At 72.9% G+C, this 22798-nt stretch carries 23 protein-coding genes and 1 pseudogene; 14 read left to right on the top strand and 10 right to left on the bottom strand.

Going from position 1 to position 22798, the window contains the following annotated elements; translation table 11 throughout:
• The first annotated feature begins 245 nt into the window (after positions 1-245).
• Entirely contained in the window at positions 246-1061 is an 816-nt protein-coding gene (locus ACIGYR_RS14500; RefSeq protein WP_399599036.1) for an SAM-dependent methyltransferase, read from the top strand.
• Between the two features lie 275 nt (positions 1062-1336).
• Here the strand turns inward: ACIGYR_RS14500 and ACIGYR_RS14495 are convergent, their stop codons facing one another.
• Positions 1337-1624 (bottom strand): DUF1905 domain-containing protein, encoded by a 288-nt coding sequence (locus ACIGYR_RS14495; RefSeq protein ID WP_399599033.1) that lies wholly within the window; start codon positions 1622-1624, stop codon positions 1337-1339.
• A gap of 137 nt (positions 1625-1761) precedes the next feature.
• Between ACIGYR_RS14495 and ACIGYR_RS14490 the strand changes: the two genes are divergently transcribed.
• On the top strand, positions 1762-3279 hold the full coding sequence (locus ACIGYR_RS14490; protein ID WP_399599030.1) for a metallophosphoesterase family protein: 1518 nt from the start codon (positions 1762-1764) through the stop codon (positions 3277-3279).
• A 67-nt stretch (positions 3280-3346) separates the two neighbouring features.
• Positions 3347-4384, top strand: a complete 1038-nt coding sequence (locus ACIGYR_RS14485; protein WP_399599028.1) for an LLM class flavin-dependent oxidoreductase — start codon at positions 3347-3349, stop codon at positions 4382-4384.
• A gap of 1 nt (position 4385) precedes the next feature.
• On the opposite strand, the gene ACIGYR_RS14480 is transcribed toward ACIGYR_RS14485, so the two are convergent.
• Positions 4386-5360: a TauD/TfdA dioxygenase family protein gene (locus ACIGYR_RS14480; RefSeq protein WP_399599024.1), complete on the bottom strand. Its 975-nt coding sequence runs from the start codon at positions 5358-5360 to the stop codon at positions 4386-4388.
• Between the two features lie 374 nt (positions 5361-5734).
• Here ACIGYR_RS14480 and ACIGYR_RS14475 point away from each other — a divergent pair, with 374 nt between their 5' ends.
• Positions 5735-6352 carry a DNA polymerase ligase N-terminal domain-containing protein gene (locus ACIGYR_RS14475; RefSeq protein ID WP_391843064.1) on the top strand — a complete coding sequence of 206 codons (618 nt, stop codon included), beginning with the start codon at positions 5735-5737 and terminating at the stop codon, positions 6350-6352.
• 160 nt (positions 6353-6512) lie between these two features.
• Here the strand turns inward: ACIGYR_RS14475 and ACIGYR_RS14470 are convergent, their stop codons facing one another.
• The 5 genes from ACIGYR_RS14470 to ACIGYR_RS14450 all read right to left on the bottom strand — a co-directional run bounded on the left by ACIGYR_RS14470 (position 6513) and on the right by ACIGYR_RS14450 (position 11098).
• Positions 6513-8843: a SpoIIE family protein phosphatase gene (locus ACIGYR_RS14470; protein WP_399599020.1), complete on the bottom strand. Its 2331-nt coding sequence runs from the start codon at positions 8841-8843 to the stop codon at positions 6513-6515.
• Between the two features lie 54 nt (positions 8844-8897).
• Positions 8898-9365 (bottom strand): peroxiredoxin, encoded by a 468-nt coding sequence (locus ACIGYR_RS14465; RefSeq protein WP_391843068.1) that lies wholly within the window; start codon positions 9363-9365, stop codon positions 8898-8900.
• Complete coding sequence (locus ACIGYR_RS14460; RefSeq protein ID WP_391843070.1) at positions 9362-9742, bottom strand: MauE/DoxX family redox-associated membrane protein; 381 nt, start codon at positions 9740-9742, stop codon at positions 9362-9364. Before ACIGYR_RS14460 ends, ACIGYR_RS14465 begins: the two co-directional genes overlap by 4 nt.
• A 31-nt stretch (positions 9743-9773) precedes the next feature.
• A complete protein-coding gene (locus tag ACIGYR_RS14455) occupies positions 9774-9998 on the bottom strand; it encodes a hypothetical protein (RefSeq protein ID WP_399599016.1) in 225 nt (74 codons plus the stop codon).
• A gap of 242 nt (positions 9999-10240) precedes the next feature.
• The gene (locus ACIGYR_RS14450) at positions 10241-11098 is read right to left on the bottom strand and encodes a LysR family transcriptional regulator (RefSeq protein ID WP_399599013.1); all 858 of its coding nucleotides are present in this window, start codon (positions 11096-11098) and stop codon (positions 10241-10243) included.
• A gap of 156 nt (positions 11099-11254) precedes the next feature.
• Here ACIGYR_RS14450 and ACIGYR_RS14445 point away from each other — a divergent pair, with 156 nt between their 5' ends.
• The 3 genes from ACIGYR_RS14445 (at position 11255) to ACIGYR_RS14435 (ending at position 14430) form a co-directional block, all read left to right on the top strand.
• Complete coding sequence (locus ACIGYR_RS14445; protein ID WP_399600204.1) at positions 11255-12067, top strand: EamA family transporter; 813 nt, start codon at positions 11255-11257, stop codon at positions 12065-12067.
• A 298-nt stretch (positions 12068-12365) separates the two neighbouring features.
• On the top strand, positions 12366-13124 hold the full coding sequence (locus tag ACIGYR_RS14440; RefSeq protein WP_391843076.1) for an IclR family transcriptional regulator: 759 nt from the start codon (positions 12366-12368) through the stop codon (positions 13122-13124).
• 97 nt (positions 13125-13221) lie between these two features.
• Positions 13222-14430 carry a PP2C family protein-serine/threonine phosphatase gene (locus ACIGYR_RS14435; protein ID WP_399599011.1) on the top strand — a complete coding sequence of 403 codons (1209 nt, stop codon included), beginning with the start codon at positions 13222-13224 and terminating at the stop codon, positions 14428-14430.
• A gap of 19 nt (positions 14431-14449) precedes the next feature.
• Here the strand turns inward: ACIGYR_RS14435 and ACIGYR_RS14430 are convergent, their stop codons facing one another.
• Positions 14450-14821: an ATP-binding protein gene (locus ACIGYR_RS14430; RefSeq protein ID WP_399599007.1), complete on the bottom strand. Its 372-nt coding sequence runs from the start codon at positions 14819-14821 to the stop codon at positions 14450-14452.
• Between the two features lie 243 nt (positions 14822-15064).
• Here ACIGYR_RS14430 and ACIGYR_RS14425 point away from each other — a divergent pair, with 243 nt between their 5' ends.
• From ACIGYR_RS14425 to ACIGYR_RS14415, 3 genes are all read left to right on the top strand, one after another.
• Positions 15065-15820 (top strand): IclR family transcriptional regulator, encoded by a 756-nt coding sequence (locus ACIGYR_RS14425; protein ID WP_391843082.1) that lies wholly within the window; start codon positions 15065-15067, stop codon positions 15818-15820.
• Between the two features lie 44 nt (positions 15821-15864).
• The gene (gene glpK / locus ACIGYR_RS14420; protein WP_399599004.1) at positions 15865-17379 is read left to right on the top strand and encodes a glycerol kinase GlpK; all 1515 of its coding nucleotides are present in this window, start codon (positions 15865-15867) and stop codon (positions 17377-17379) included.
• A 323-nt stretch (positions 17380-17702) separates the two neighbouring features.
• Positions 17703-18704, top strand: a complete 1002-nt coding sequence (locus ACIGYR_RS14415) for an ATP-dependent DNA ligase (protein WP_391843152.1) — start codon at positions 17703-17705, stop codon at positions 18702-18704.
• Positions 18705-18835: 131 nt separating this feature from the next.
• Here ACIGYR_RS14415 and ACIGYR_RS14410 read toward each other — a convergent pair whose 3' ends face one another.
• On the bottom strand, positions 18836-19372 hold the full coding sequence (locus tag ACIGYR_RS14410) for a cysteine hydrolase family protein (protein WP_399599001.1): 537 nt from the start codon (positions 19370-19372) through the stop codon (positions 18836-18838).
• Between the two features lie 231 nt (positions 19373-19603).
• Here ACIGYR_RS14410 and ACIGYR_RS14405 point away from each other — a divergent pair, with 231 nt between their 5' ends.
• Both ACIGYR_RS14405 and ACIGYR_RS14400 read left to right on the top strand, forming a co-directional pair.
• Complete coding sequence (locus ACIGYR_RS14405) at positions 19604-20173, top strand: hypothetical protein (RefSeq protein ID WP_399598998.1); 570 nt, start codon at positions 19604-19606, stop codon at positions 20171-20173.
• An 81-nt stretch (positions 20174-20254) separates the two neighbouring features.
• Positions 20255-21016 (top strand): hypothetical protein, encoded by a 762-nt coding sequence (locus ACIGYR_RS14400; protein WP_391843090.1) that lies wholly within the window; start codon positions 20255-20257, stop codon positions 21014-21016.
• Here ACIGYR_RS14400 and ACIGYR_RS14395 read toward each other — a convergent pair.
• Positions 20988-21398 carry a TetR family transcriptional regulator C-terminal domain-containing protein gene (locus ACIGYR_RS14395; protein ID WP_399598995.1) on the bottom strand — a complete coding sequence of 137 codons (411 nt, stop codon included), beginning with the start codon at positions 21396-21398 and terminating at the stop codon, positions 20988-20990. The genes ACIGYR_RS14400 and ACIGYR_RS14395 overlap by 29 nt on opposite strands.
• A 12-nt stretch (positions 21399-21410) precedes the next feature.
• On the opposite strand from ACIGYR_RS14395, the pseudogene ACIGYR_RS14390 reads away from it, so the two are divergent.
• Positions 21411-21557: pseudogene (locus ACIGYR_RS14390) on the top strand (aldehyde dehydrogenase family protein); the annotation flags it as partial.
• Positions 21558-21797: 240 nt separating this feature from the next.
• Positions 21798-22733, top strand: coding sequence for a hydroxymethylbilane synthase (hemC, locus tag ACIGYR_RS14385; protein ID WP_399600201.1), 936 nt, complete (start codon positions 21798-21800; stop codon positions 22731-22733).
• Positions 22734-22798: the final 65 nt, after the last annotated feature.

The following is a 22798-nucleotide window of genomic DNA, read 5'->3' as shown; positions in this document are numbered from 1 at the left end:
ACGGCGGTTCAATCGAGGGTTTTCCCTATCGGTCCTGTTTCGCGTGGCCGCCCCGTCCGGGCTGTTCTCCGCCGCGCCCCGCGGCCGCCTTGGAACCGCTGTCCGTCCGCGCCCGCGCCGGGGCCGCTGTCCGTCCGCGCCCCGCGCCCACGCCGGAAACGCGAACCGGGAGGCGACAGGCGGGTGTTCGGACATAGGTTGTGCCGTGGCTGATCCCTGTCTTGGCTGAAAGAAGGACACGACCCATGACCGATTCGGCGACGACGCCCGAGCCGGCGACGCACCAGAAGATCGACACATCGGTGCCGCACTCGGCCCGTATCTGGAACTACTGGCTCGGCGGCAAGGACAACTACCCGGTCGACGAGGCGGCCGGCGACGCGTACACCGCCGTCTTCCCGGGCATCGTCACCATCGCCCGCAGCAGCCGTGCCTTCCTGCGCCGCAACATCGCGTACCTCGTCTCCGAGGCGGGCATCCGGCAGTTCCTCGACATCGGCACGGGTCTGCCGACCGCCGAGAACACCCATGAGGTCGCCCAGCGGCTCGCCCCCGAGGCACGGATCGTCTACGTCGACAACGACCCGATGGTCCTGGCCCACGCCCGCGCGCTGCTCTACTCCTCCAGCGAGGGGGCGACCGCCTACATCGACGCCGACATCACGGACCCGGACCGCATCATCGCGACCGCCGCCGAGACGCTGGACCTCACCCGGCCCACCGCGCTCGTCCTCAGCAACATCCTGGGCCACGTCGCCGACCACGACCAGGCCCGCGCCATCGTCGGCCGGCTCATGGACGCCCTGCCGTCGGGCAGTTACCTGTCCGTCAATGACGGGTCACGCGGCATCGACCCGGTCTTCGAGCGGGCCCAGGACGCCTACAACAACAGCGGGGCGGTCCCGTACAACCTGCGTACGGCCGATGCGATCACCGCGTACTTCGACGGCCTGGAGCTCGTCGAACCCGGCGTCGTCTCCGTCACCCAGTGGCGCCCGGAGCCGGGTTCGCCCACCCCGGAGGTCATCGCCGAGCACGGAGGACTCGCCCGCAAGCCGTGACCGTCCGCGAGCCGGGCGGCACCCGCTTCGTCAGGTGGCTGCCCGGTCTCCGGGCGGCCACCCCCTCACCGAGAAGTGCCCACTCGGGTGAGCACGGATCCGCCGGTGCGCGCGGCACCGAACCGCCCAGAGCCGGTTTTCGCCGGCGCGGGGAGCGCCCGCCGAGTCGGTCTGGAGCACGGTTCCGCCGGTGTTCCGGATCATCTGCCGGAGCACCTTCCCGAAGTCGAGGGCAAGCGTGGCCGGCAGGCGCCACGGTGTCCCCGCCGGCGCGTTCACAGCCGCACCGTCAGCTTCACGGTCAACTCGTCGCCCACGGCGATCCCCCGCGCCGCGCGCACCGCCTTCTTGAGCGGCAGCAGATACGCGCCCTGCCTCGGGAAGAGCGACGTCGTGAAGGTGGTCCCGCCGATGCCCGCCGCCACGGGTATCGCGCCCCAGCCGTAGGTGGCCATGGCCGCCACCTCGCGGATGTCGGCGGACTCCTGGTCCGGCACGGCGACGAAGTAGTACGGCGACGGCCCCCGCCACTCGATCACCCGGCCGGAGAAGGAGAGTTCCACGCGATGCGATCCGTTCCGGAGAGGGGGCGGGCTGTCGCGGTGAGCATAACGGGGGTGGGAACGGACCACGCGAGCCGGGCCGTTGCGGGAGGCCCCGGCAACCCGCCGTCGACCAAGGCGTTGTTACCGTGCACCGCGTGTCTGAATCCTCACGTGATACCGCACAGGGCGCCGGTTGGGGCGCGGCCGACCCCGGCACGTACAAGCGGCTGATGCCGGGCCACGCCGAGAAGCTGTCGTGGCTGAACCCCCGGATCCTGTGGGCCGCCCGCAACGGCGTCCTGGCGTCGTGGTTCGGTGACCCGACCGGTCGTACCCGCAGCCGCTGGGTGGCCCGGCGGGCCGCGGCGGGCGCGCCAGCCGACAAGCTGATCCGACGGGACGTACCCGAACGGTTCTCCTTCATCGTCATCGGGGACACCGGCGAGGGGGACGACTCCCAGTACGCGGTGGTACCCGGTCTTCTGAAGGCGGGTCAGGACACGGACTTCGCGGTGATCGCCAGCGATGTCATCTACCCCGTCGGCAGCGCCGACGACTACGGCAGCAAGTTCTTCCGGCCGTACCAGGACTACCCCGCACCGATCTACGCGATACCGGGCAACCACGACTGGTACGAGGACCTCGGCGCTTTCATGCGCGTCTTCTGCGCCGACGCCCCGCCGCTCGACCCGGAGCCCCGGCCCCGCCCGCTCACCGGCGCCTGGTGGCGTTCCCTGTTGTGGCACCGGGCGAAGCCTGTCGACGAGCAACGGCTCGCCGAGGCACGGACGTTGCGTTCGGCGCCCGGTCAACAGGCCGAGCAGCCGGGCCCGTACTGGGCGATCGACGCCGGACCGGTGCGCATCATCGGCATCGACACCGGCCTGCTGGGCACGGTCGACGCCGAACAGGGCGCCTGGCTGCGGGAGATGTCCAAGGGGCCCCGGCCGAAGATCCTCGTCTCCGGGTCACCGTTGTACGTCGACGGTGAGCACCACCCGTGCCCCATCGAGGGCGGCGGCACGGTGGACGATGTCGTCCGGGCCCCGGAGCACCACTACGTGGCCGCGATCGGCGGCGACATCCACAACTACCAGCGCTACCCGGTCACGGTGGACGGCCGCACCGTCCAGTACGTCGTGGCGGGCGGCGGCGGGGCGTTCATGCACGCCACGCACACCATCCCGCGGGTGTCGGTCGGTGGCGTCACCGAGCGCGAGTTCCGCTGCTATCCGCTGCGCGGCGACTCGCTCGCCTTCTACAGCCGCCTCTACGGCCGCCGGCTCCGGCTGCGCCGCTTCTTCCGCCTGAGCGAGGCGGAGGCGACGGCCGTCGTCACCGAACGGCTCGGCATCGAGCCGGTCCGCCCTCCCGGCCCCGACGCCCGGGTCACCCGCCGTACCCGCCTGGTCGCGAGCCTGCTCGGCGCCGGTCGCCGCCCCGACCGTCCGGCCCGGTTCCGGCTGCCCGTGCGGAAGATCTACACCCAGCTGTTCTCGCCGTCCTCCGCCACCTACAGCCCGCCGTTCTTCAAGTGCTTCCTGCGGCTGGACGTCTCTGCGGACGCCGTCCGGCTGCGCTGCTTCGCCGCGACGGGCAACCGCGCGCAGGAACTCGATCCGCCGGTCGAGGACGAGGTCGTGATCCCGCTGCCGCCGGCCGGGACGAACTGATCACACGGTTGTCACACTCGCCTGCCAGAATCGAGGCAGAGCCGACCGACGACCGTTGGAGGAGCCGGTGCCGTCCCCCTCTCGCCCCCTGCGCAAGCTGGGCTTCCTCACCATCGGCCTGTTCGACGCGGCGGACCCGGGCCGGGGCCACGAGTCGACGCTGGAGATCATCGAGTTGGGTGAGCGGCTCGGCTTCGACACCGCCTGGCTCCGCCACCGGCATCTGCAGTACGGCATCTCGTCCCCGGTCGCCGTCCTGGCCGCCGCCTCGCAGCGGACCCGCCGGATCGGGCTGGGCACCGCGGTCACACCGCTCGGCTGGGAGAACCCGCTGCGGCTCGCCGAGGATCTGGCGACGGTGGACGTGCTGTCCGGCGGCCGGCTGAACCCGGGTGTCAGCGTGGGCCCGCCGATGCACTACGAGCAGGTCAAGGGCGCCCTCTACCCGGACACCGCCGACGCGGAGGACTTTGGCTACGAGCGCGTGCGGCGGCTTGTGGACCTGGTGCGGGGCAAGCCCGCCACCGACTTCAGCGGAGTGGAGGGATTCGAGGTCTTCTCGGATGTCGTCCAGCCGCAGTCCCCCTCACTCGGGCGACGGCTGTGGTACGGCGCCGGCAGCCTCGGGTCGGCGCGCTGGGCCGGTGAGCACGGGATGAACCTGCTGACCAGCAGCGTCGTCAAGGCCGAGGGCGCCGCGGACGGGGACGGGCCGCCGGACTTCGCCGAGATCCAGCTGTCCCACATCCGGGAGTTCCGGGCGCACCACCCCGACGGCGACGCCGCCCGGGTCTCCCAGGGGCTGGTGGTCATCCCCACCGACTCCGCGAGCCCCGGGCAGCGCGCCAAGTACGCGCGGTACGCGGCCGGCCGGCTGCCCCGCACGGCCTCCCCCCAAGGCCCGGCGAAGCTGCTGTTCGCGCCGGACCTGGTGGGCACCTCGGCGGAACTGGCCGAACGGCTCCACGCGCACGCCGCCTTCCGCGAGGTGGACGAGGTGGCGTTCGCGCTGCCGTTCACGTTCGAACACGAGGACTACGTACAGATCCTGACGGACATGGCGCAGAGGCTGGGCCCGGCACTGGGGTGGCGGCCCGGCGGTTGAGTCACCACTTCCCCGCCGTCGTACCGGTGACCGGCTCGGACGGCCGCCCGTCCACACCGACCGGCACATCGCCCTGGAGCATCACCCGGTGCATGATCCGGGGAGCGCCGGCCCGCGTGTGGTCGCCGGGGGCGAGGTGGATGGTGGCCCGGTTGTCCCAGAAGGCGACGCTTCCGGGTTCCCAGCGGAAGCGGACCGTGTACTCGGGGCGCACGGCCTGCTCCAGCAGCATCTCCAGCAGCGCCGCGCTCTCCGGCCGGGAGACTCCCTCGATCTGCTCCAGGTAGTAGCCGTTGACGAACAGCACCCGCTCCCCGGTCTCCGGATGGACGCGGACCAGCGGGTGCACGGAGGCGACCTGGTGGTCCAGCAGGTGGCGGACGTACCCGTCGTCGCCGGACCGGGGCTGGTAGCCGACGCCCAGCCGGTGCTCGGCGCGCAGGCCGTCCACGAAGGCGCGGACCGGGGCGGACAGTCCGGCGTAGGCGGCGGCCAGGTTGGCCCAGGTGGTGTCGCCGCCGTAGGGCGGAACGGTCTCGGCGCGCAGGACGGTCGCGGCCGGCGGGTCGATCCGGGCGCCGTGGTCGCAGTGCCAGCCACGCAGCAGGGAGTGCCGGCGGCGGCGCAGCCACTCCTCGTGCTCCATGCCGAACCGGCCGCCCAGTTCCAGCCGGTCCGCCGTGGTCTCCACCTCGGGGAAGTCCGCAGGTGAGGCACCGCCCCGCCGGGCGAGGACGACCGGATCACCGAAGCGGCGCGCGAAGGCGATGTGACCGGCGTGGTCGAGTCGCTGCCCGCGGAAGAAGACCACCTTCCAGCGCAGCACCGCGTCCCTGATGAGCGCGATCACCGCGTCCTCCAGCGGACCGGCGAGGTCGACGCCGGTGATCTCGGCGCCGATGTACCCGGCGACCGGTTTCACCTCCACGCCCGCGCGAGGCTCCGCTCCGCCCGCGATCGCCCCGTCCGTCGTCATGCGCCCTCCGGTGCTCGTCCGGTTGATCACCACTCACCCTATCCATGGGCCTGGGGGGAGACACAGAGGAGACCCTGGAGATGGCCGCGGCAGCCCGCTGGACACCCCGGGCGAGGACTCTGGCGCCGGCCGGTTCGGTGCGCCGGCCGAGCTGCGGGAGCGGGGGCTGACCAGGAGTCCCGGGCTGAGCGCCGGGTCCGCCGCCCAGCCGGGCGAGGCCCGGGCGATCGGACCCTGGTGAGCGTCCGGAACGTGTACCACCTGGCCGACCGGCAGGACGACGCGGTGGCCGAGCCGGACGGCGTCGCGGGCTGACGGGCCCGGGTCCGGGGTACCCGGGAGCGCGTGAGCCGGACGCAGGGAAGGAGCCGCAGATGGCAGCGGAGGACCGGCTGCGGACGTACCGCGGCAAGCGTGACTTCGAGCGGACGCGCGAGCCGTCGGGGCAGGCACCCTCGGCCGGCGGCGACGGGCCCCGGTTCGTGGTGCAGATCCACGACGCGCGCCGGATGCACTTCGACTTCCGGCTCCAGGTGGACGACGTCCTGAAGTCCTGGTCGGTCCCCAAGGGGCCGTCCGGCGATCCCGCGGACAAGCGGCTGGCGGTGCCGACGGAGGACCATCCGCTGGAGTACGAGGACTTCGAGGGCGTCATCCCGAAGGGCGAGTACGGCGGGGGCACCGTGATCGTGTGGGACCACGGGACGTACGAACCGCTCAGCCACGACCGCCGGGGGCACCCGGTGGACTTCGCCGAGTCCCTGGAGCGCGGGCATGCCACCTTCCGCCTGCACGGCACCAAGCTGCACGGCGAGTACGCCCTCACCCGCTTCCGCGGCGGCACCGACGAGGAGGATGCCTGGCTGCTCGTGCGCAAGGGACCGGCGCGGGCGGAGGGGCACGGCACCCCGGATCCCCGCCGGGCCCGTTCGGTGCGCACGGGACGCACGCTGGCGCAGGTCGCCGCCGACGCCGACGCCGGACGGGAGTGACACCGGTCCTCGAGCGGGGCGCCGCAGGGCTCACCGAGTCCCCCCGTCCAGGTCGGCCGCGGACCCGGTGACACGCCGTTCGTCCTCGACACGCTCCACGTGCTGCCGCACGGCTCCCGTCCCCGCCGTACGCGCCGAACGGGCCTGCGGCTCCCCGTGATCAGGTGTCGGGGAGCGGCTGTTCGGCCCAGATGGTCTTGCCCGCGGCGGTCTGCCGACTGCCCCAGCGCTGGGTGAGCTGGGCGACGAGCAGCAGTCCCCGGCCGCCCTCGTCGTAGGCGTGCGCCCGGCGCAGGTGCGGGGAGGTGGAACTGGCGTCGGACACCTCGCAGATGAGGGCCCGGTCGCGGATCAGGCGCAGCTGGATGGGCGGTTCGCCGTAGCGGATGGCGTTGGTGACGAGTTCGCTGACGACGAGTTCGGTGACGAACGATGCCTCCGTCAGCCCCCAGACGTCCAGTTGTTCGGTGGCCGCCTGCCGGACGACCGCGACCTGCGCGGGATCGCGCGGGACGTCCCAGGTGGCGACCCGGTCGGCGCCGAGCGCCCGGGTGCGCGCGAGGAGGAGGGCCACGTCGTCGCACGGCTGGTCGGGCAGGACGGCCTTCACGACGTTGTCGCAGAGGGCGTCGAGGGAGTCGGCGGGTGCGCGGAAGGCCCGGAGCAGTTCGTCGGAGGCGCCGTCCAGGTCCTGGTCACGGTAGTCGATCAGGCCGTCGGTGAAGAGGGCGACGATCGAGCCCTCGGGCAGTTCTTGTTCCGTGGCCTCGAACGGCAGACCGCCGACGCCGAGCGGCGGCCCGGCGGTCATGGGAACGAGTTCGGCGGTGCCGCCGGGCAGGATGACGGCGGGGGGCGGGTGGCCGGCGGCGGCCAGGGAGAGGCGGCGGGAGATGGGGTCGTAGACGGCGTACAGGCAGGTCGCGCCGAGTTCGGCGATCTCCTCTCCGCTGCCGTCGGCGGCCAGGTGGGTGACCAGGTCGTCCAGGTGGGTGAGGAGTTCGTCGGGGGGCAGGTCCACGTCGGCGAGGGTGCGCACGGCTGTGCGCAGCCGGCCCATGGTGGCCGACGACTGGATGCCGTGGCCCACCACATCGCCCACCACCAGGGCCACCCGGCCGCCGGAGAGCGGGATCACGTCGAACCAGTCGCCGCCGATGCCGGCCACCGACCCGCACGGCAGATAGCGGTGGGCCACCTCGACCGCGGCCTGCCGGGGCAGGCCGCGCGGGAGCAGGCTGTGCTGGAGGGCGAGGGCGGTGGAGCGCTCGCGGGCGAATCGGCGGGCGTTGTCGACGCAGACCGCGGCGCGGCTGGCGAGTTCCTCGGCGAACGCGGCGTCGTCGGGGCCGTAGGCGTCCGGGTGGGCCATGCGGACGCAGACCGCGACGCCGAGGGTGGTCCCGCGCGCCCGGAGCGGCACCGCGACCATCGAGTGGACGCCCTTGCGGTAGGGGCTTCCCTCCGGTGAGCGCGCGTTGCGTTCCGCGAGCCACTCGGCGAACTCCGGCTCGCCGGCCTGGCAGACCACCGCGTGCCCCTCCTGCAGGGCGCGGGCGGGCGGCAGGGTCGGCTCGTAGACATGCCGCTCGCCCAGGCGCAGGGCCGCCCCGGGATTGCCGGGACGGGTGGAGCCGTGGGCGACGCGGCGCACGTCGACACCGCCGTCCGGGAGCGCCGGCGGCTCCTCCGCGCCGAGCACCCACTCGAGCAGGTCGACGCTGGCGAAGTCGGCGTACCGGGGGACGAGGAGTTCGACCAGTTCCTCGGCGGTGCGGACGACGTCCAGGGTGGTGCCGATGCCGGTGGCGGCCTCGTTGAGCAGGGCGAGACGGCGGCGGGCCCAGTACTGCTCGGTGTTGTCGAAGGCGGCGATGCCGACCGCGGTCAGCTCGCCGGAGTCGGTGCGCAGCGGCCACATCTCGACGCTCCAGAGATGCTCCCGGTTCATGGCGGGAGCCCCGGCGAAACTCTCGTAGCGAACGGGCCGGCCGGTCTCGGCGACCTCCCGGAGATGGCGCAGGAAGCCCTGGTGATAGTCGGCCTCCCCCACGGTGTCCGGGAAGAAGCGGCCGTTCAGCGCGGCCTCGGACACGCCCATCACCCTGCAGGCGGAATCGTTGACGCGCAGGTAGCGCTGCTGGAGGTCGAACACCGACATGGACATGGACGCCTGCTCGAACGCCTGGGCGGCCAGCGTGGAGTCGGGCGCGTCGGCCGTGACGACGTAGCCGGTGGGGGTTTCGTCGGCGTCGGTCACCGGGCAGGTGGTGACGGCCACCTCGATCCGGTGGCCGTCACGGTGCCGCAGGGCGATGATCCCGGAGCGTGCGGTGAGCTTGCCGTCGGCGAGGTCCTCCGCAAGCAGGTCCGCCGCCGGCCGGCCCACGACGTCCCGGGCCGGGTGGCCGGTGAGCAGCCGAGCGCCCTCGCTCCATCCGGTCACCCTGCCCAGCGCATCGAGGACCGCCATGGCGGCGACAGGCTCCATATACCCCAGGATGTTCCGATTGGCCCGGCGCATCAAGCCGCAGGGCTGCCCGTCTCACCCCCGATGGGCGCGGAGGGCGGTGAGAGCCCGGTCGGCGTGGGAGTTCATGCGCAGCTCACTGCGCACGATCTCCAGGACGGTACGGTCCTGGGCGATCACGAAAGTGACGCGCTTGGTCGGGGCCAGGGAGAGGCCGCGCTTGACGCCGAACCGCTCGCGGACCGTTCCGTCGGGGTCGGAGAGCAGCGGCATGCCGAGGCCGTGCCGGCCGGCGAACTTTTGCTGTTTGTCGACGGTGTCCCCGCTGATTCCGACCGGCCGGGCGCCGGCGGCGGCGAATTCCGCGGCGAGATCGCGGAAGTGGCATGCCTCGGCGGTGCAGCCGGGGCTGAGGGCGGCGGGATAGAAGAAGAGGACGACGGGGCCGTCGGCCAGCAGGTCGGTGAGGCTGCGGGTGGTACCGGTCTCGTCGGTCAGGGCGAAGTCCTCGACCCTGTCCCCCACGGCGATGCGCTCGGTCATGATCGTCCCTTTCCGTTGCGGGCCACTCCGCGTGCCCACAGCACGAGAGGCACCTGGAGGGGCAGCCGGGCGAGGGCCGCCGTTCTGAGGGGCGCCGGCCGGTGGCGCCAGTCCACGGCCATCTGGACGTTCGCCGGGAACACACCGACGAAGAAGGCGGCTGCCGCCTTCGCGGCCGGCACGCGGGTCCGGGGCGCCGCGAGGGCGCCCGCCAGGACCAGCTCGACGACCCCGCTGCCGTACGTCCAGGCCCGCGGCGAGCCCGGCAGCAGGCGGGGGACGGTCGCGTCGAACTGCCGCGGGGCGGCGAAGTGGGCGACCCCGGCGGCGGCCAGCAGGCCGGCCAGTAGCAGGGGCGAGCGTTCGGACCGGGGCACGGTTCCTCCTCTGACGGCCTGCCGCCGGATACTACTGGACGGCGCCGCACGGCCCGGGTGTGTCAGCCGGTGGTGGCCGGCTTCTGCCCGGCGCCGCCGGGGCCGGGTGCCGGGCCGGGCGCAGGGCCGCGACGCCGATGAAGACCATGGACGACACACCGGCCAGCGCGAAGGCGGTGAAGCCCCGGCCGCCCTCGCCCGCGGCGAGCAGCTGCCCGCCGAGCCACGGGCCGAAGACGGCGCCGAAGCGGCCCATGCCGGAGGTCCAGCCGACGGCGGTGGCGCGGTTGTCCGGGGCGGAGCGCGCCCATGCCGGAGGCCCAGCCGACGGCGGTGGCGCGGTTGTCCGGGGCGGAGCGGATCGAGACGGTCGCGTAGATCATCGTCTGGGCGCTGTTGAGGACGCGACGGCGGCCTCGGCCGCGCACAGTCCTTCCAGCACCATGCGGCACTCGGTGATGGCGACCGATTTCTGTCTGCATGTTTTGAGGTGGCGTCTCAGCCGCTCCGGTAGAGCTCGGTCAGCAGCTCCAGCACCGCCTGGAGTGCCGGATGCGGGTCGTCGCGCCACCAGGCGAGCCGGACGGCGACGGGTTCGGCGTCGCGCACCGGCCGGTAGACGACGCCGGGCCGCGGGTACTGGTACGCGGTCGCCTCGGCCGTCACCCCGAAACCCCGTCCGGCGGCGATGACGGTCAGCCAGTCGTCGACGTCGTGGGTCTCCTCGGTGGCCGGGCGGGCGTCCGGCGGCCACAGTTCCGGCGTGGCCGTGCCGGTACGGCGGTCCACGAGCAGGACCCGGTCGGTGAGGTCGGCGAGCCGCACGGAGCGGCGCCGGGCGAGCGGGTCGTCGGCGGCGAGCGCGCACAGCCGCCGCTCCAGTCCGACGAGGGCGGTGCCGAAACGCCGGTCGTCCGGCGCCCTGCGCACGACGGCGAGATCGCAGGCGCCCTCGGCGAGCCCGGCGGAGGGCGAGTTGACCCGGACCAGGTACAGATCGGTGTCCCCGTGGGCCGCGCTCCAGCGCCGCTGGAAGGCGACCGTGTGCCGGCCCAGCGCCGACCAGGCGTAGCCCACGCGCAGCCGGGTGTGCCCCGAGGTGGCCTCCCGGACCAGGTCGGACACGTCCGCGAGCACCCGCCGGGCCTGCGCCACCACGCGCGTCCCGGTCGCGGTGGGCGTCACCTCGCGGGAGCTGCGCCTGAGGAGCCGTACCCCCAGGGCGCGTTCGAGGGAGGCCAGGGCGCGCGAGACGGCGGCCTGGGAGACGCCGAGCGCGATCGCCGCGTCGGTGAACGTGCCCTCGTCGACGATGGCCACGAGACAACGCAGCTGCCGCAGATCGATGTCGTGCATACGCTGATCGTATAGATCGACCCGTACATGCATTATGCGCAAGTGAGCAGGTGGCGCACTCTCGTTCGCATGCGACGAGCTCTCGAACGCCCGGCCGCGGCCGGGCCCGTGGCGGTGGCCGGGCACGCGCCCCGGCCCCGGTCCCTGACGGCCGGAGTGGCCGCCATGGCCGGCAGCGGGGTGTCCAACCAGACCGGCGCCGCCGTCGGTGCGCTGGCCTTCCCGGTCCTCGGGCCGCTCGGCGTGGTGGCGGTACGGCAGTACGTCGCCGCACTCGTCCTGCTCGCGGTGGCCCGGCCCCGGCTGCGCACCTTCACCTGGCGGCAGTGGTGGCCGGTGCTGCTGCTCGGCGGGGTCTTCGGCGCGATGAACCTCAGCCTGTACAGCGCCGTCGACCGGATCGGTCTGGGTCTCGCCGTGACCCTGGAGTTCCTGGGACCGCTCACCATCGCGCTGGCCGCGTCCCGGCGCCGGCTGGACGCCGGGTGCGCGGCGCTGGCCGCGGCCGGGGTCGTCGCCCTGATGCGTCCGCGACCCTCCGCCGACTACGCCGGGATGGCCCTCGGCCTGGTCGCCGCGTGCTGCTGGGCTGCGTACATCCTGCTCAACCGGGTCGTCGGGCGGCGCATCCCCGGAGCGCAGGGCGCGGCGGCCGCGGCGGCCGTGTCCGCACTGGCCTTCCTGCCCGTCGGCGTCGCCGTCGTGCTCACCCGTCCGCCGACGGCCGGCGCCGTTCTGTGCGCCGTGGCCGCCGGTGTCCTCTCCTCGGCCGTGCCGTACCTGACCGACCTGTTGACGCTGCGGCATGTGCCTGCGCGGACATTCGGCCTGTTCATGAGCGTCAACCCGGTGCTGGCGGCCGTCGTCGGCTGGGTGATCCTCCGGCAGGGCCTCGGCGGCGCGGAGTGGGCGGCCATCGGGGCGGTGGTGGCGGCCAACGCGGTGAGCATCGCCACCACGCGCCACTGACGACGGCAGGCCGACCGGCCCCGGCACGTCCCAGGGCACTCCCGGCGCCGCCGGCCGCCGGCCCGCCACGTTCCTGGGTGTCCCCGCGCCGCCGGCCGTCGCCCTGGCACGCCCCCGGCGTGATCCCCGCGCCGCCGGCCGTCGGCCCCGGCACGTCCCCGGGCGATCGCCGCCCGCACGTCCTGGGGTGCTCCCCCGCGCCGCCGCCCGCCGGCCCGGCTCTCTCCTCTCCCTCCGCGGCCAGGGTCGCGGGGACGTCTGCCTTGCCGGGGCCAGGTGCCCGGAGCAACCTGGTCCTATGGGTGCTCAGGAAGGGCCCACCCTCATCACGTCCGTGCAGCGGGCCCTGCGGCTGCTGGAGGCGGTCGGCGCGCACGAGAACGGCGCCCCCGCGAAACAGCTGGCGCGCGAGACCGGGCTGCCCCTGGCCACCGCCTATCACCTGCTGCGCACCCTGCTGCACGACGGTTACGTGCGGAAACTGGACGACGGCGGCTTCATCCTCGGTGACCGGGTGAACTCCCTGCACACGGCGGGCAGCGCGCAGACGTTGCTCAGCCGTGTGCGCCCGGCGCTGGCGGCCTTGCGGGACGAGCTGTCCACCGCCGCCTACCTCACGTTCTACGAGGACGGCGAGATCAGGGTCGCCGACATCGTCGACGGGCCACGCGCGCCGCGGGTGGATCTCTGGGTCGGGTTCGAGGACGCGGGACACGCCACCGCACTGGGCAAGTCGGTGCTGCGCGAGCTGGACGAGGACGCGCGCCGCGAGTATCTGACCAGGCACCACCTCCCCGACCTCACACCACGGACGATCACGAGTCTTCCGGAGCTGCTCCGCAGGCTGAACTCGCCGCCCTTGGCACCGGCCGTCACGGACCTGGAGGAGTACGCACTCGGAACCGTGTGCGTCGCCGTGCCCGTCTACCGCGGGGACACGCCCGGCTCCCTCGGCGTCTCCCTGCCCGCGGAGCGGCGGGACCGGATCCCGGAGATCGGGGCCCGGCTCCTGCCGATCGCGAACCGAGTGACCAGGGGGCTGTCGCTCACTATCTGAAAATCCGCTCCTTGTGGCCGTCCTCACCGACCCGTTTTCTTGATGAAACGGACATTCCGGGTGTGCACCCCCTACAGGTGAGGACAGCGGACGACACATGAGCCAGGCCCGACACCATGGCGACGACCCCCGACCGATGCCGCTGTTCAGGAAACGGGTGGCCCGCACCACGGGATCGGTGTGCCGGCGTGCCGCCGGGCAGCTGCCCGCGGGAAAGCCCCTGCTGCCCGCTCTCGTCATCGCCGTCGTCGTACTCGCCGACATCGCCGCCGGGGCGGGGGTGCCCTGGCTGCCGCTGCTGGTGGCCGGACCCGCGCTGGCAGCCGCCACCAACGGCCCGCGGGGTGTGGTCTGCGTCGGCCTCCTCGCGGCGGCGACGGGCACGGCGCTGGGTGTCGGGCATCCGGTTCCCGCGCGCGAGCCGGCGGCCGTGGTCTCCGCCCTGCTGGCCGTCACCGCCGCGAGCTGCCTGGCCAGCGCGATGCGCGGCCGTCGTGAACGGGTCCTCGCCGCCGTCCGCTCGGTCGCGGAGACCGCCCAGCAGGCGCTGCTCCAGCCCGTCCCGGAGACCGTCGGCCCGTTCCAGGTGGCCGTCCGCTACAGCGCCGCCGCGGCGGAGGCCCGGATCGGCGGGGACCTGTACGCCCTCGTGCCCACCCCGCACGGCATCCGGCTGATCGTCGGGGACGTGCGCGGCAAGGGGCTGCCCGCCGTGGGGACCGCCGCGCTCGTGCTCGGCGTGTTCCGCGAGGCCGCCCACGACGAGCCCGACCTGCTCGCCGTGGTCGGCCGGATCGAGCGGAGCCTGGCGCGCAATCTCGGTCCGGACGACTTCGTCACCGCCGTGGTCGCCGGATACAGCGGATCGGGCGGGCTGGAGGTCGTCAACTGCGGACACGCGCCTCCGCTGCTGATCTCCGCGTCCGGGGAGATCGGGACGGTGGAGCCCGCCCAGCACGCTCCACCGCTCGGGCTGCGCGCCCTCTCGGGCCAGGCTCCCGGCCTTCAGCGGCTGTCCCTCGCGGTGGGGGACCAACTGCTGCTCTACACCGACGGCGTCATCGAGGCCCGCGACCACGCCCGGGAGTTCTATCCACTGGCCGAGGGCGTGGCCCGCCATGCGTCCGATGAGCCGGACCGCACGCTCTCCGCGCTCCACGACGAACTGCTGGCGCATGTGGGCGGCCGATTGCACGACGACGCCGCCCTGCTGCTGCTCCGCAAGCGGACCGATGAGGAGCCGGCCTCCGTGCCGTCCGGCCGGGAGATCCGGCCTCGGACCATGGTGTCCGGTTCGCGGGCATAGCTTCGCACCACGGCGGCTTTCAGGCCACCGCGAGTTCGGCCCAGCGGGTCACGCCTCCGGAGTGGACCCGTATGCCGTGACGCGTCGCCAGGGCGTGGACGATCGCCTCGCCCCGGCCGTGCTCGTCGGGATCGATCCCGACGAGGGACTGCCCCGCCGACAGCGCCGCTCCGGCGTCGGTGACCTCGATCCGCAGGGTGCGGCAGCCGTCGCCGCGCACCCATGACAGCCGTAGCTCTGCCGGGGGCCGGGCGTGGAGGATCGCATTGGTGACCAGCTCCGACACCACGAGCAGCGAGTCCTCGATGATTTCCGGACACACCGTCCAGTCGGCGAGGAGCACCGCCACCCGTCGGCGTACGGCCGAGACGGCACCAGCGACGGGCGGCACCGGACACACATGTTCGTATGCCGCCCGAAGCAGCGTGTTGAGCTGTGCCACCATATTTTTCTCCCGATGGTGTGTGCTGCCGGTCCGACGCCGTGACTCGACGCGTTCCGGGCCTCAAAGCAAGCTATGGAGACAAATCGGGCGGGTCAATGAACATGGGTCGGCATTACCGAACGCACCCGTGCCGGGGGCGCCCTCCGGCCCCGTGGAGCGAAGCCCGCTCGGCGGTAATAGGCTCGCTTCATGGCCGGCCCAGTCCAGTCGATCGAAAGGGCGGCGGCGATCCTGCGTCTGCTCGCCGGTGGGCCCCGCCGACTGGGGCTTGGCGAGGTGGCGGCCTCGCTCGGCCTGGCGAAGGGCACCGCCCACGGCATTCTGCGCACGCTCCAGCACGTGGACTTCGTGGAGCAGGACGCGGCGACCGGGAAGTACCAGCTCGGAGCCGCCCTGCTGCACCTCGGCACCAGCTACCTCGACGTCAACGAGCTGCGCTCGCGCTCCCTCAACTGGGCCGACGCGCTGGCCGCCCGCAGCGGGGAGGCGGTACGCCTGGGGACACCGCTGGAAGGAAAAGTCCTCATCGTGCATCACGTGTTCCGGCCCGACGACACCTTCCAGACCCTGGACGTGGGCGCGCTGCTCCCTCTGCACGCCTCCTCCCTCGGCAAGGTGCTGCTGGCCTACGGGACCGCGACCGTCGAACCGGCGCTGGAGGCGTACACCCGGCACACGCTGCTCGAGCCGGAGCAGCTCGGCCGGGCGCTCATGGCGGTCCGGGAGGTCGGGTGGGCCGCCGAGATCCAGGAGATGAGCATGGGCGAGGCCGGGGTCGCCGCGCCGATCCGGGGGCACGGTGGCCTCGTCGTCGGCGCCATCGGGCTGTCCGGGCCGATCGAGCGGATCTGCGACAGCCAGAACCATCCCCGCGCCGGTCTGATCAGTCTGATCCGTGAAGCCGCCCGGGCGATCTCCAGAGACCTGGGAGCCGCCCGCTGGTAGGCCAGGACAGCCGCCCCTAGATCCGTCGGAAGGCAGACCCGATCATGGCTGAACGCTATGTGATGTCCGTCGATCAGGGCACCAACTCGACCCGATGCATCCTGTTCGACCACCGCGGGCGGCTGGTCTCGGTCGCGCAGAGGGAGCACCAGCAGCACTTCCCCCGGCCCGGATGGGTCGAACACGACGCCGTCGAGATCTGGCAGAACCTGCGGCGCGTCGTCCCCGAGTCCCTGTCGGACGCCGGCGTCGACACGGGGCAGGTCGCCGCCATCGGCCTGGCCAACCAGCGCGAGACGACGGTGCTCTGGGACCGGCGGACCGGCGCCCCCGTGGGCAGGGCGATCGTCTGGCAGGACACCCGCACGGCGCCGCTGGTCGAGGACCTCATACAGCGCCCCGGGGAGGAGTTCTTCCTGCAACGGTGCGCCCTGCCGCCCTCGACCTACTTCTCGGCGCTGCGGATCCGGTGGCTGTTCGACCACGTCAAGGGCGTCGAACAGCGCGCCAAGGACGGCGAGGTGCTGTTCGGAACGATCGAGAGCTGGCTGATCTGGAATCTCACCGGGGGCACCGACAGCGGACTGCACGTCACCGACGCCACCAACGCCAGCCGCACGATGCTGATGAACATCCACACCCTCACCTGGGACGACGAACTGCTGGACTTCTTCGGGGTGCCCCGCGCGATGCTGCCGGAGATCCGGTCGTCCGCCGAGCTGTACGGCGACGCACGCTCGCTGCTGCCGGGTGTCTCCATCACGGCCGCCCTAGGTGATCAGCAGGCCGCCCTCTTCGGCCAGACCTGTTTCTCTCCCGGCGAGGCCAAGTGCACCTACGGAACGGGAAGCTTCCTGCTGCTCAACACCGGCACCGCCGTCGTGCGGTCCCGGCACGGACTTCTCACGACCGTCGCCTACAAGATCGGTGACCAGCCGCCGTCCTACGCCCTCGAGGGGTCCATAGCCATCACCGGGGCCCTGGTGCAGTGGTTCCGTGACCGGCTCGGCCTGATCAGCAGCGCCCCGGAGATCGAGACGCTCGCGCGGACGGTCGAGGACAACGGCGGCTGCTACATCGTCCCCGCCTTCTCGGGGCTCTTCGCCCCCCGCTGGCGCAGCGACGCCCGCGGGGTCGTCGTCGGCCTGACCTCGTACATCACCAAGGGGCATCTGGCACGGGCCGTGCTGGAGGCCACCGGATGGCAGACCCGGGAGGTCGTCGACGCCATGAACGCCGACTCCTCGGTCTCCCTCCAGCAGCTCAAGGTGGACGGGGGCATGACCGCGAACAACCTGCTCATGCAGTTCGTGGCGGACGTGCTCGACGTGCCCGTGGTACGGCCCATGGTCGCCGAGACGGTCTCCCTGGGCGCCGCCTACGCGGCGGGGCTCGCCGCCGGCTACTGGCCCGACCTGGAGGTGCTGCGCCGCAACTGGCACCGGGCCGCCCAGTGGCTGCCCGACATGGATCCCGGGCGGCGGGAGACGGAGTACGACAACTGGCAGCGGGCCGTGGAAAGGTCCCTGGGCTGGGTCAGACCGCCCCGGCCCGCCTGACCGCGGCGCATCCCTGGACGCACCTGCCCCCACCGCTCGGGCACCCTCACCGCACGCGCACCTCACACACGCGCACCGCCGACCGCACGCGCACCTGACTGCATAGGCATGCCCGACCGCACGTGCACCTGACCGCATGGGCATCCCCGACCGCACGTACACCTGACCGCATGGGCATCCCCGACCGCACGCGCCTACCCCCGGCGCGCCACCCCGGAGCGGCCGCCCCGGCCCGGCCCGTACGGCGGGCCCGTTCAGGGGAACCGGGGAGGAAAGGCGCGTGAGGGCGGCGGCCCCGGTCGAGATCTTCTGCCGTGACCGCCGTGACCCTGCCGCTCATCGCGCCGATGCTCGCCACCCCCGGCAGCCTGCCGCCCGCCGCCCAGGACGCGCGGTGGGCGTACGAGACCAAGCAGGACGGCCAGCGGGTGATGGTCTATCTGCCCGGTGACGGCAGTGTCCTGCTGCGCGCCCGGTCCGGTGAGGAGATCACCGCGGCCTATCCCGAACTCCGCCCGCTGGGCGCCGCCCTGGGCGGCACACCCGCCGTGCTGGACGGCGAGGTGCTGGCCCTGGACGAGTTCGGACGTGCCGACTTCCAGCTGTTGCAGAGCCGGATGGGCCTCGCGCACGCCCCCGCGCGGGCCGCGCGCCGGGCCGCTCAGGTACCGGTGCACCTGGTGCTGTTCGACGTGCCGTTCCTGGCGGAGTCGCTGGTACGGCAGCCGTACGTGCGACGGCGGGCCCGGCTGGCGGAGCTGGGCCTGGCCGGGCCGTACTGGTCGACACCGGGGGCCGTGACCGGGCACGGCGCCGAGGCGCTGCGCGCCACCCAGGAGCACGGTCTGGAGGGTCTGGTGTGCAAGCGGCTGGACTCGGTGTACGAGGCCGGGGTCCGCTCGCGCGCCTGGATCAAGATCCGGAACATGCGTGCCGAGGACGTGATCGTCGGCGGCTGGCTGCCCGGCAAGGGCCGGCTGACCGGGCTGCCCGGAGCGGTGCTCGTCGGCCAGCGCGACGCGGACGGCCGGCTGCGGTACGTCGGCGGGGTCGGCACGGGCTGGAGCGAGGCGGAACGAACCCAGCTGGCGGACCTGCTCCGGGACGCGCCGAGCGACCGGTGCCCCTTCCACCCGGCACCGCGGATCACGGAGGCGCGCTGGGTGGCGCCCCGGCTGGTCGGCGAGGTCAGCTACAGCACCCGCACCCGGAACGGCATGCTGCGCCAGCCGTCCTGGCTGCGGCTCCGCCCGGACCTCACCCCGGAGGAATCGGCGGCGGACCTGCCGCAGGACCTGGCACGGGGACCGGAGGCCCGGGGTTAGGACCGCAGGGCCTGGCACAGGGACCGGAGGCCCGGGGTTAGGACCGCAGGGCCGGGCTGGGGACGGCCTTCCCCTCTCCAGCCGGGCGGGCGCGGACGTACCACGCGGCTCGGCGACGAGGGTGTGGTGCCTCACCCCCAGAGGTCCTCGCTCCGGCAGACGCGGGCACCCATGTTCCGCTCCATCATCTGCAGTGCCGCCCGGGCGAGGTCCGCGTGGATGTGCGCGACGGCGTCCTTGGGAACGACCACCTGGAAGTGGCGGATGTGGGCGTCGAGAGCCGAATAGAGCACGCACTGCTCGGTGACCTGTCCGGTCAGCACGAGCTGGTCGGTGCCCTGTTGCCGCAGCAGGTACTCCAGCGGCGTCTCGAAGAAGACCGAATGCCGGGCCTTCAGGACGAACAGGGAGTCCTCGTCGGGTTTCAGCGGTTCGACCAGGTGGGCGTGCGGGCTCGCCAGGGCGTGCTCCAGCACCTCGCCGTGGTGCGAGCGCCACTCGCCGAAGTTGTCGTTGACATAGATCACCGGAGCCGCACGCCGCCGTGCGCGTCGCAACAGATCGGCCATGACCGGTACCACCGATTCCGCCGAGGGGATGAGCAACTCGGCGTCCTTGTGCTCATACGTATTGATCATGTCGATGACGATCAGCGCGGACTTGCTCATGTCACCAGGGTTCCACCGTTGGAGGGCGGGGCAACCTCAGCCGTCGAGGAGGCTGCGGAGCTGCCGGGTCGTGCTCCCGGCGGGCGGCTCTCCGATCGGGTGATGCCGTCCGTGTCCGGCCCCGCCCGTGATCGTTACGTCCGGTGCCGCCGCTTCGCAGCGGTGGCACCGGCGTCCCGCTGAACGGCGGGACGCGTCGAAGATTTCCGTCGCCATGACAAGGAGCTGCCGGTGGGAGGCTGGATCAGTGTCGGGCTCGGGGCTGCCGCCGTCTTGTGCCCACTGTCCCAGCACGGCGACACGACCGTCGCCCTCGATCACACGTCGGCCACCGCGCGACTGGTGGTCTGCGCACCCGACGTGTGGATCGACATGGGTGACGGCCCGGTCGCCGAGCCCGAACCCGCGCGGCCCGCGACGGCACCCGCACCGCGGCCCGCCACGCCGCAGCCGGCCACACCGCGGCACGCCGCGCCGGCTCCCGTGCCGCCGGTCTCCGGCCCACCCCGTCCGGCGGCCCGGCACCCTCGGGAACCGGCCCCCAAGGTCGCGCCACCGGCCGCCACCTCACCCGGTCCGGCGACGGTTACGCCGTCGGACCGGGAACAGCGCCCCTCCCCCGCACCGCTGAGGGCACCGGCAGCCTTCCGGTGGGTGCCCCGCTCGCACTACACCGGCGGCCCGCGCCGCCCGGCCGTGGCGGGCACTCCGATGACCATGACCATGGCTGTGGTCACCACCCCGGCCGTCCTGGCCGCGGCCGTGCTGCGGCCCGGCTCCCGCCGCCGAGGCCGCGGCTGACCGCGCCCCGACCCGGCCGTCGCCTCCCGGCCCGGCCGCCGTACCCCCTCCGTTCCGCCGCACCCGTCCTGGAGTTGTGCTGTGCCCGAGTGGCTCGTCTACACGCTGATCTCGATTCTGGTCTGCCTTCTCGTCGTCGCGGCCATCGTGGTGCGGCACCGCCGGGTCGCCGCCGACGAGGACACCTCCGAGACACCGGACGTGCTGGAATACATGGTCATGATGGTCGGCGTCGTCTACGCCATCGTGCTCGGTCTGGCCATCGCCGGTGTGTGGGAGGCCCGCGGGGCGGCGGAGGACACCGTCCAGCGCGAGGCACAGGCCCTGTACGAGATCGACCAACGCCTGGACGTGTACCCGGCCGCCTTCCACTCCCAGGTGCACCGCCACATCGACGACTACGCACGGCACGCCGTCACCACCGAATGGCCCGCGATGGAGCGCGACGCACCCGTCGACGGCACCGGCGCCCGACTGCTCGCCCGTATCCGCAGCGACGTCGCCCACCACACTCCGGCCGACGAACTCCAGGCCCAGGCGTACCAGCCCTTGGTGGACCAGATCGCCGCCGCGGACGATGCCCGTCACCAGCGCCTGGACAGCGCCGGCACCACCCTGCCCGGCGAGGTCTGGTTCGGTCTCGTCGCCGGCGCCGTCGTCACTCTCGGCCTGCTGTACACCCTGCAGATCCGCCGCTCGGCCCGCGAACTGCTGCTCGCCACCGCCTTCAGCGCCCTGGTGGTCTTCCTGCTCTGCCTCGTCTGGAGCTTCGACGCTCCCTTCGGCCACTCGGGTACCGACTCCGCGCAGCCTCTCAGCGATCTGCTGGCCACGGCCCTGTGACCGGCTGGACCTCCGGCAACGTCTCCGGCAGCCCCAGTGCGGCGGACACGTGCCGCCAGATCGCGGTGAGGGCCGTGTCCAGGGTGACGGTGGGGTCGCGGAGCATCAGGCGGATGCCGTAGCCGTCGCTCAGGGACAGGACCAGGGTGCTGAGAGCGTCCACGTCGGTCGGGGTGAACTCGCCCGAATCGATGCCACGGCGCACCGCGCCGGCCACCCAGGCGTGCAGTTGGGCGTACAGGCCGACGGCGAAGACGCGGGTCGTCTCGTCGCGCAGGGCCCGGGCCCACAGCTCCTGCCACAGCCGCCAGTCCTGGTGCAGTTCGGGATCGGTCGGCAGGAGGTTGCGCAGGATCCGGGCGAGCGCCTGCTGGTCGCCCATCCCGGCGTCCGGATGGTGGCGGTGACCGGCAGCGTCCACGCCGGCCGGGAGATCGCCGCGGCGGCGGCCGCCGACCTCAAGCGGGTGCACCTGGAACTCGGCGGGAACGCACCGGTGCTGGTCCACGAGGACGCCGATCTCCACGACACGGTCGAGCAGTTGGCGCCCCTGGCCTTCTACAACGCGGGCCAGGACTGCACGGCCGCGACCCGGCTGCACCGGCATCGTCCGGGTCGACACCCACGGCACCACGGTGTCCGAGATGCCGCACGGCGGCGTACGGCACTCCGGCTACGGAAGCGACCTGTCGCTCACCGGCCTGCTCGACTACACGCAGGTCGAACACGTCATGCTGTGACCGCGCCGGGACCATGCACCGCCAGGGTCTATCGTGTCCCCATGTCTGTGCCGGAACTGATCCGTATCGTCTCCCGTGACTCACCCATGGCCCTGGCCCAGGTCGAGCGTGTCCGCGCCGAGTTGGCCGTACTCCACCCGGGGGTGCGGACCGAGGTCGTGCCGGTGAAGACGACCGGGGACAAGTGGATGGGCGATCTGTCCAAGGTCGAGGGCAAGGGAGCGTTCACCAAGGAGGTGGACGCGGCCCTGCTGGCCGGGGAGGCGGATCTCGCGGTGCACTGCGTCAAGGACGTGCCCGCCGACCGGCCGCTGCCCGCCGGGACGGTGTTCGCCGCGTTCCTGAAGCGGGACGACATCCGGGACGCGCTGGTGCACCCGGGCGGCCTGACCCTGGACGAGCTGCCGGTCGGCACCCGGATCGGCACCTCCTCGGTGCGCCGGGTCGCCCAGCTGGCCGCCACGCACCCGCATCTGGAGTGCGTGCCGTTCCGCGGCAACGCCAACCGCCGGCTGGAGAAGCTGGCGGCGGGCGAGGCGGACGCGCTGCTGCTGGCGGTGTCCGGTCTGGAGCGGATCGGCCGGACCGACGTGATCAGCGAGGTGCTGTCGACGGAGGCGATGATGCCGCCGATCGGCGCGGGCATCCTCGCCCTGCAGTGCCGGGAGGCCGACAGCGCGCTGATCGATGCCGTCAGCGGGCTCGGTGACCCGGACACGTATCGCGAGGCGACGGCCGAACGGATGTTCCTGCATGTGCTGCAGGGGCACTGCAACAGCCCGATCGCCGGGTACGCGCGCGTGGACCGCGGCGGGGAACTCTCCCTGCGGGCCTGCGTGTTCACCCCGGACGGCAAGACCCGGCTGAACGCCCACGAGTGGGCGGGCCGGCTCGACCCCGCCACGCTCGGCACCTCGGTGGCGGTGGCGCTGCTGCGCCAGGGCGCGCGGGAGATCATCGACGGCATCCCGCACTGAGCGACGTACCGCACACGGCTGACCCGCCCGGGGTACGAGGAACGCACGGGCGGGCGGCTGACCCG

Source organism: Streptomyces sp. NPDC053076, assembly GCF_044546845.1.
Lineage (GTDB): Bacteria > Actinomycetota > Actinomycetes > Streptomycetales > Streptomycetaceae > Streptomyces.
The sequence above is the reverse complement of the archived record's forward strand: the minus strand, read 5'-3'. Positions and strand labels throughout refer to the sequence as shown.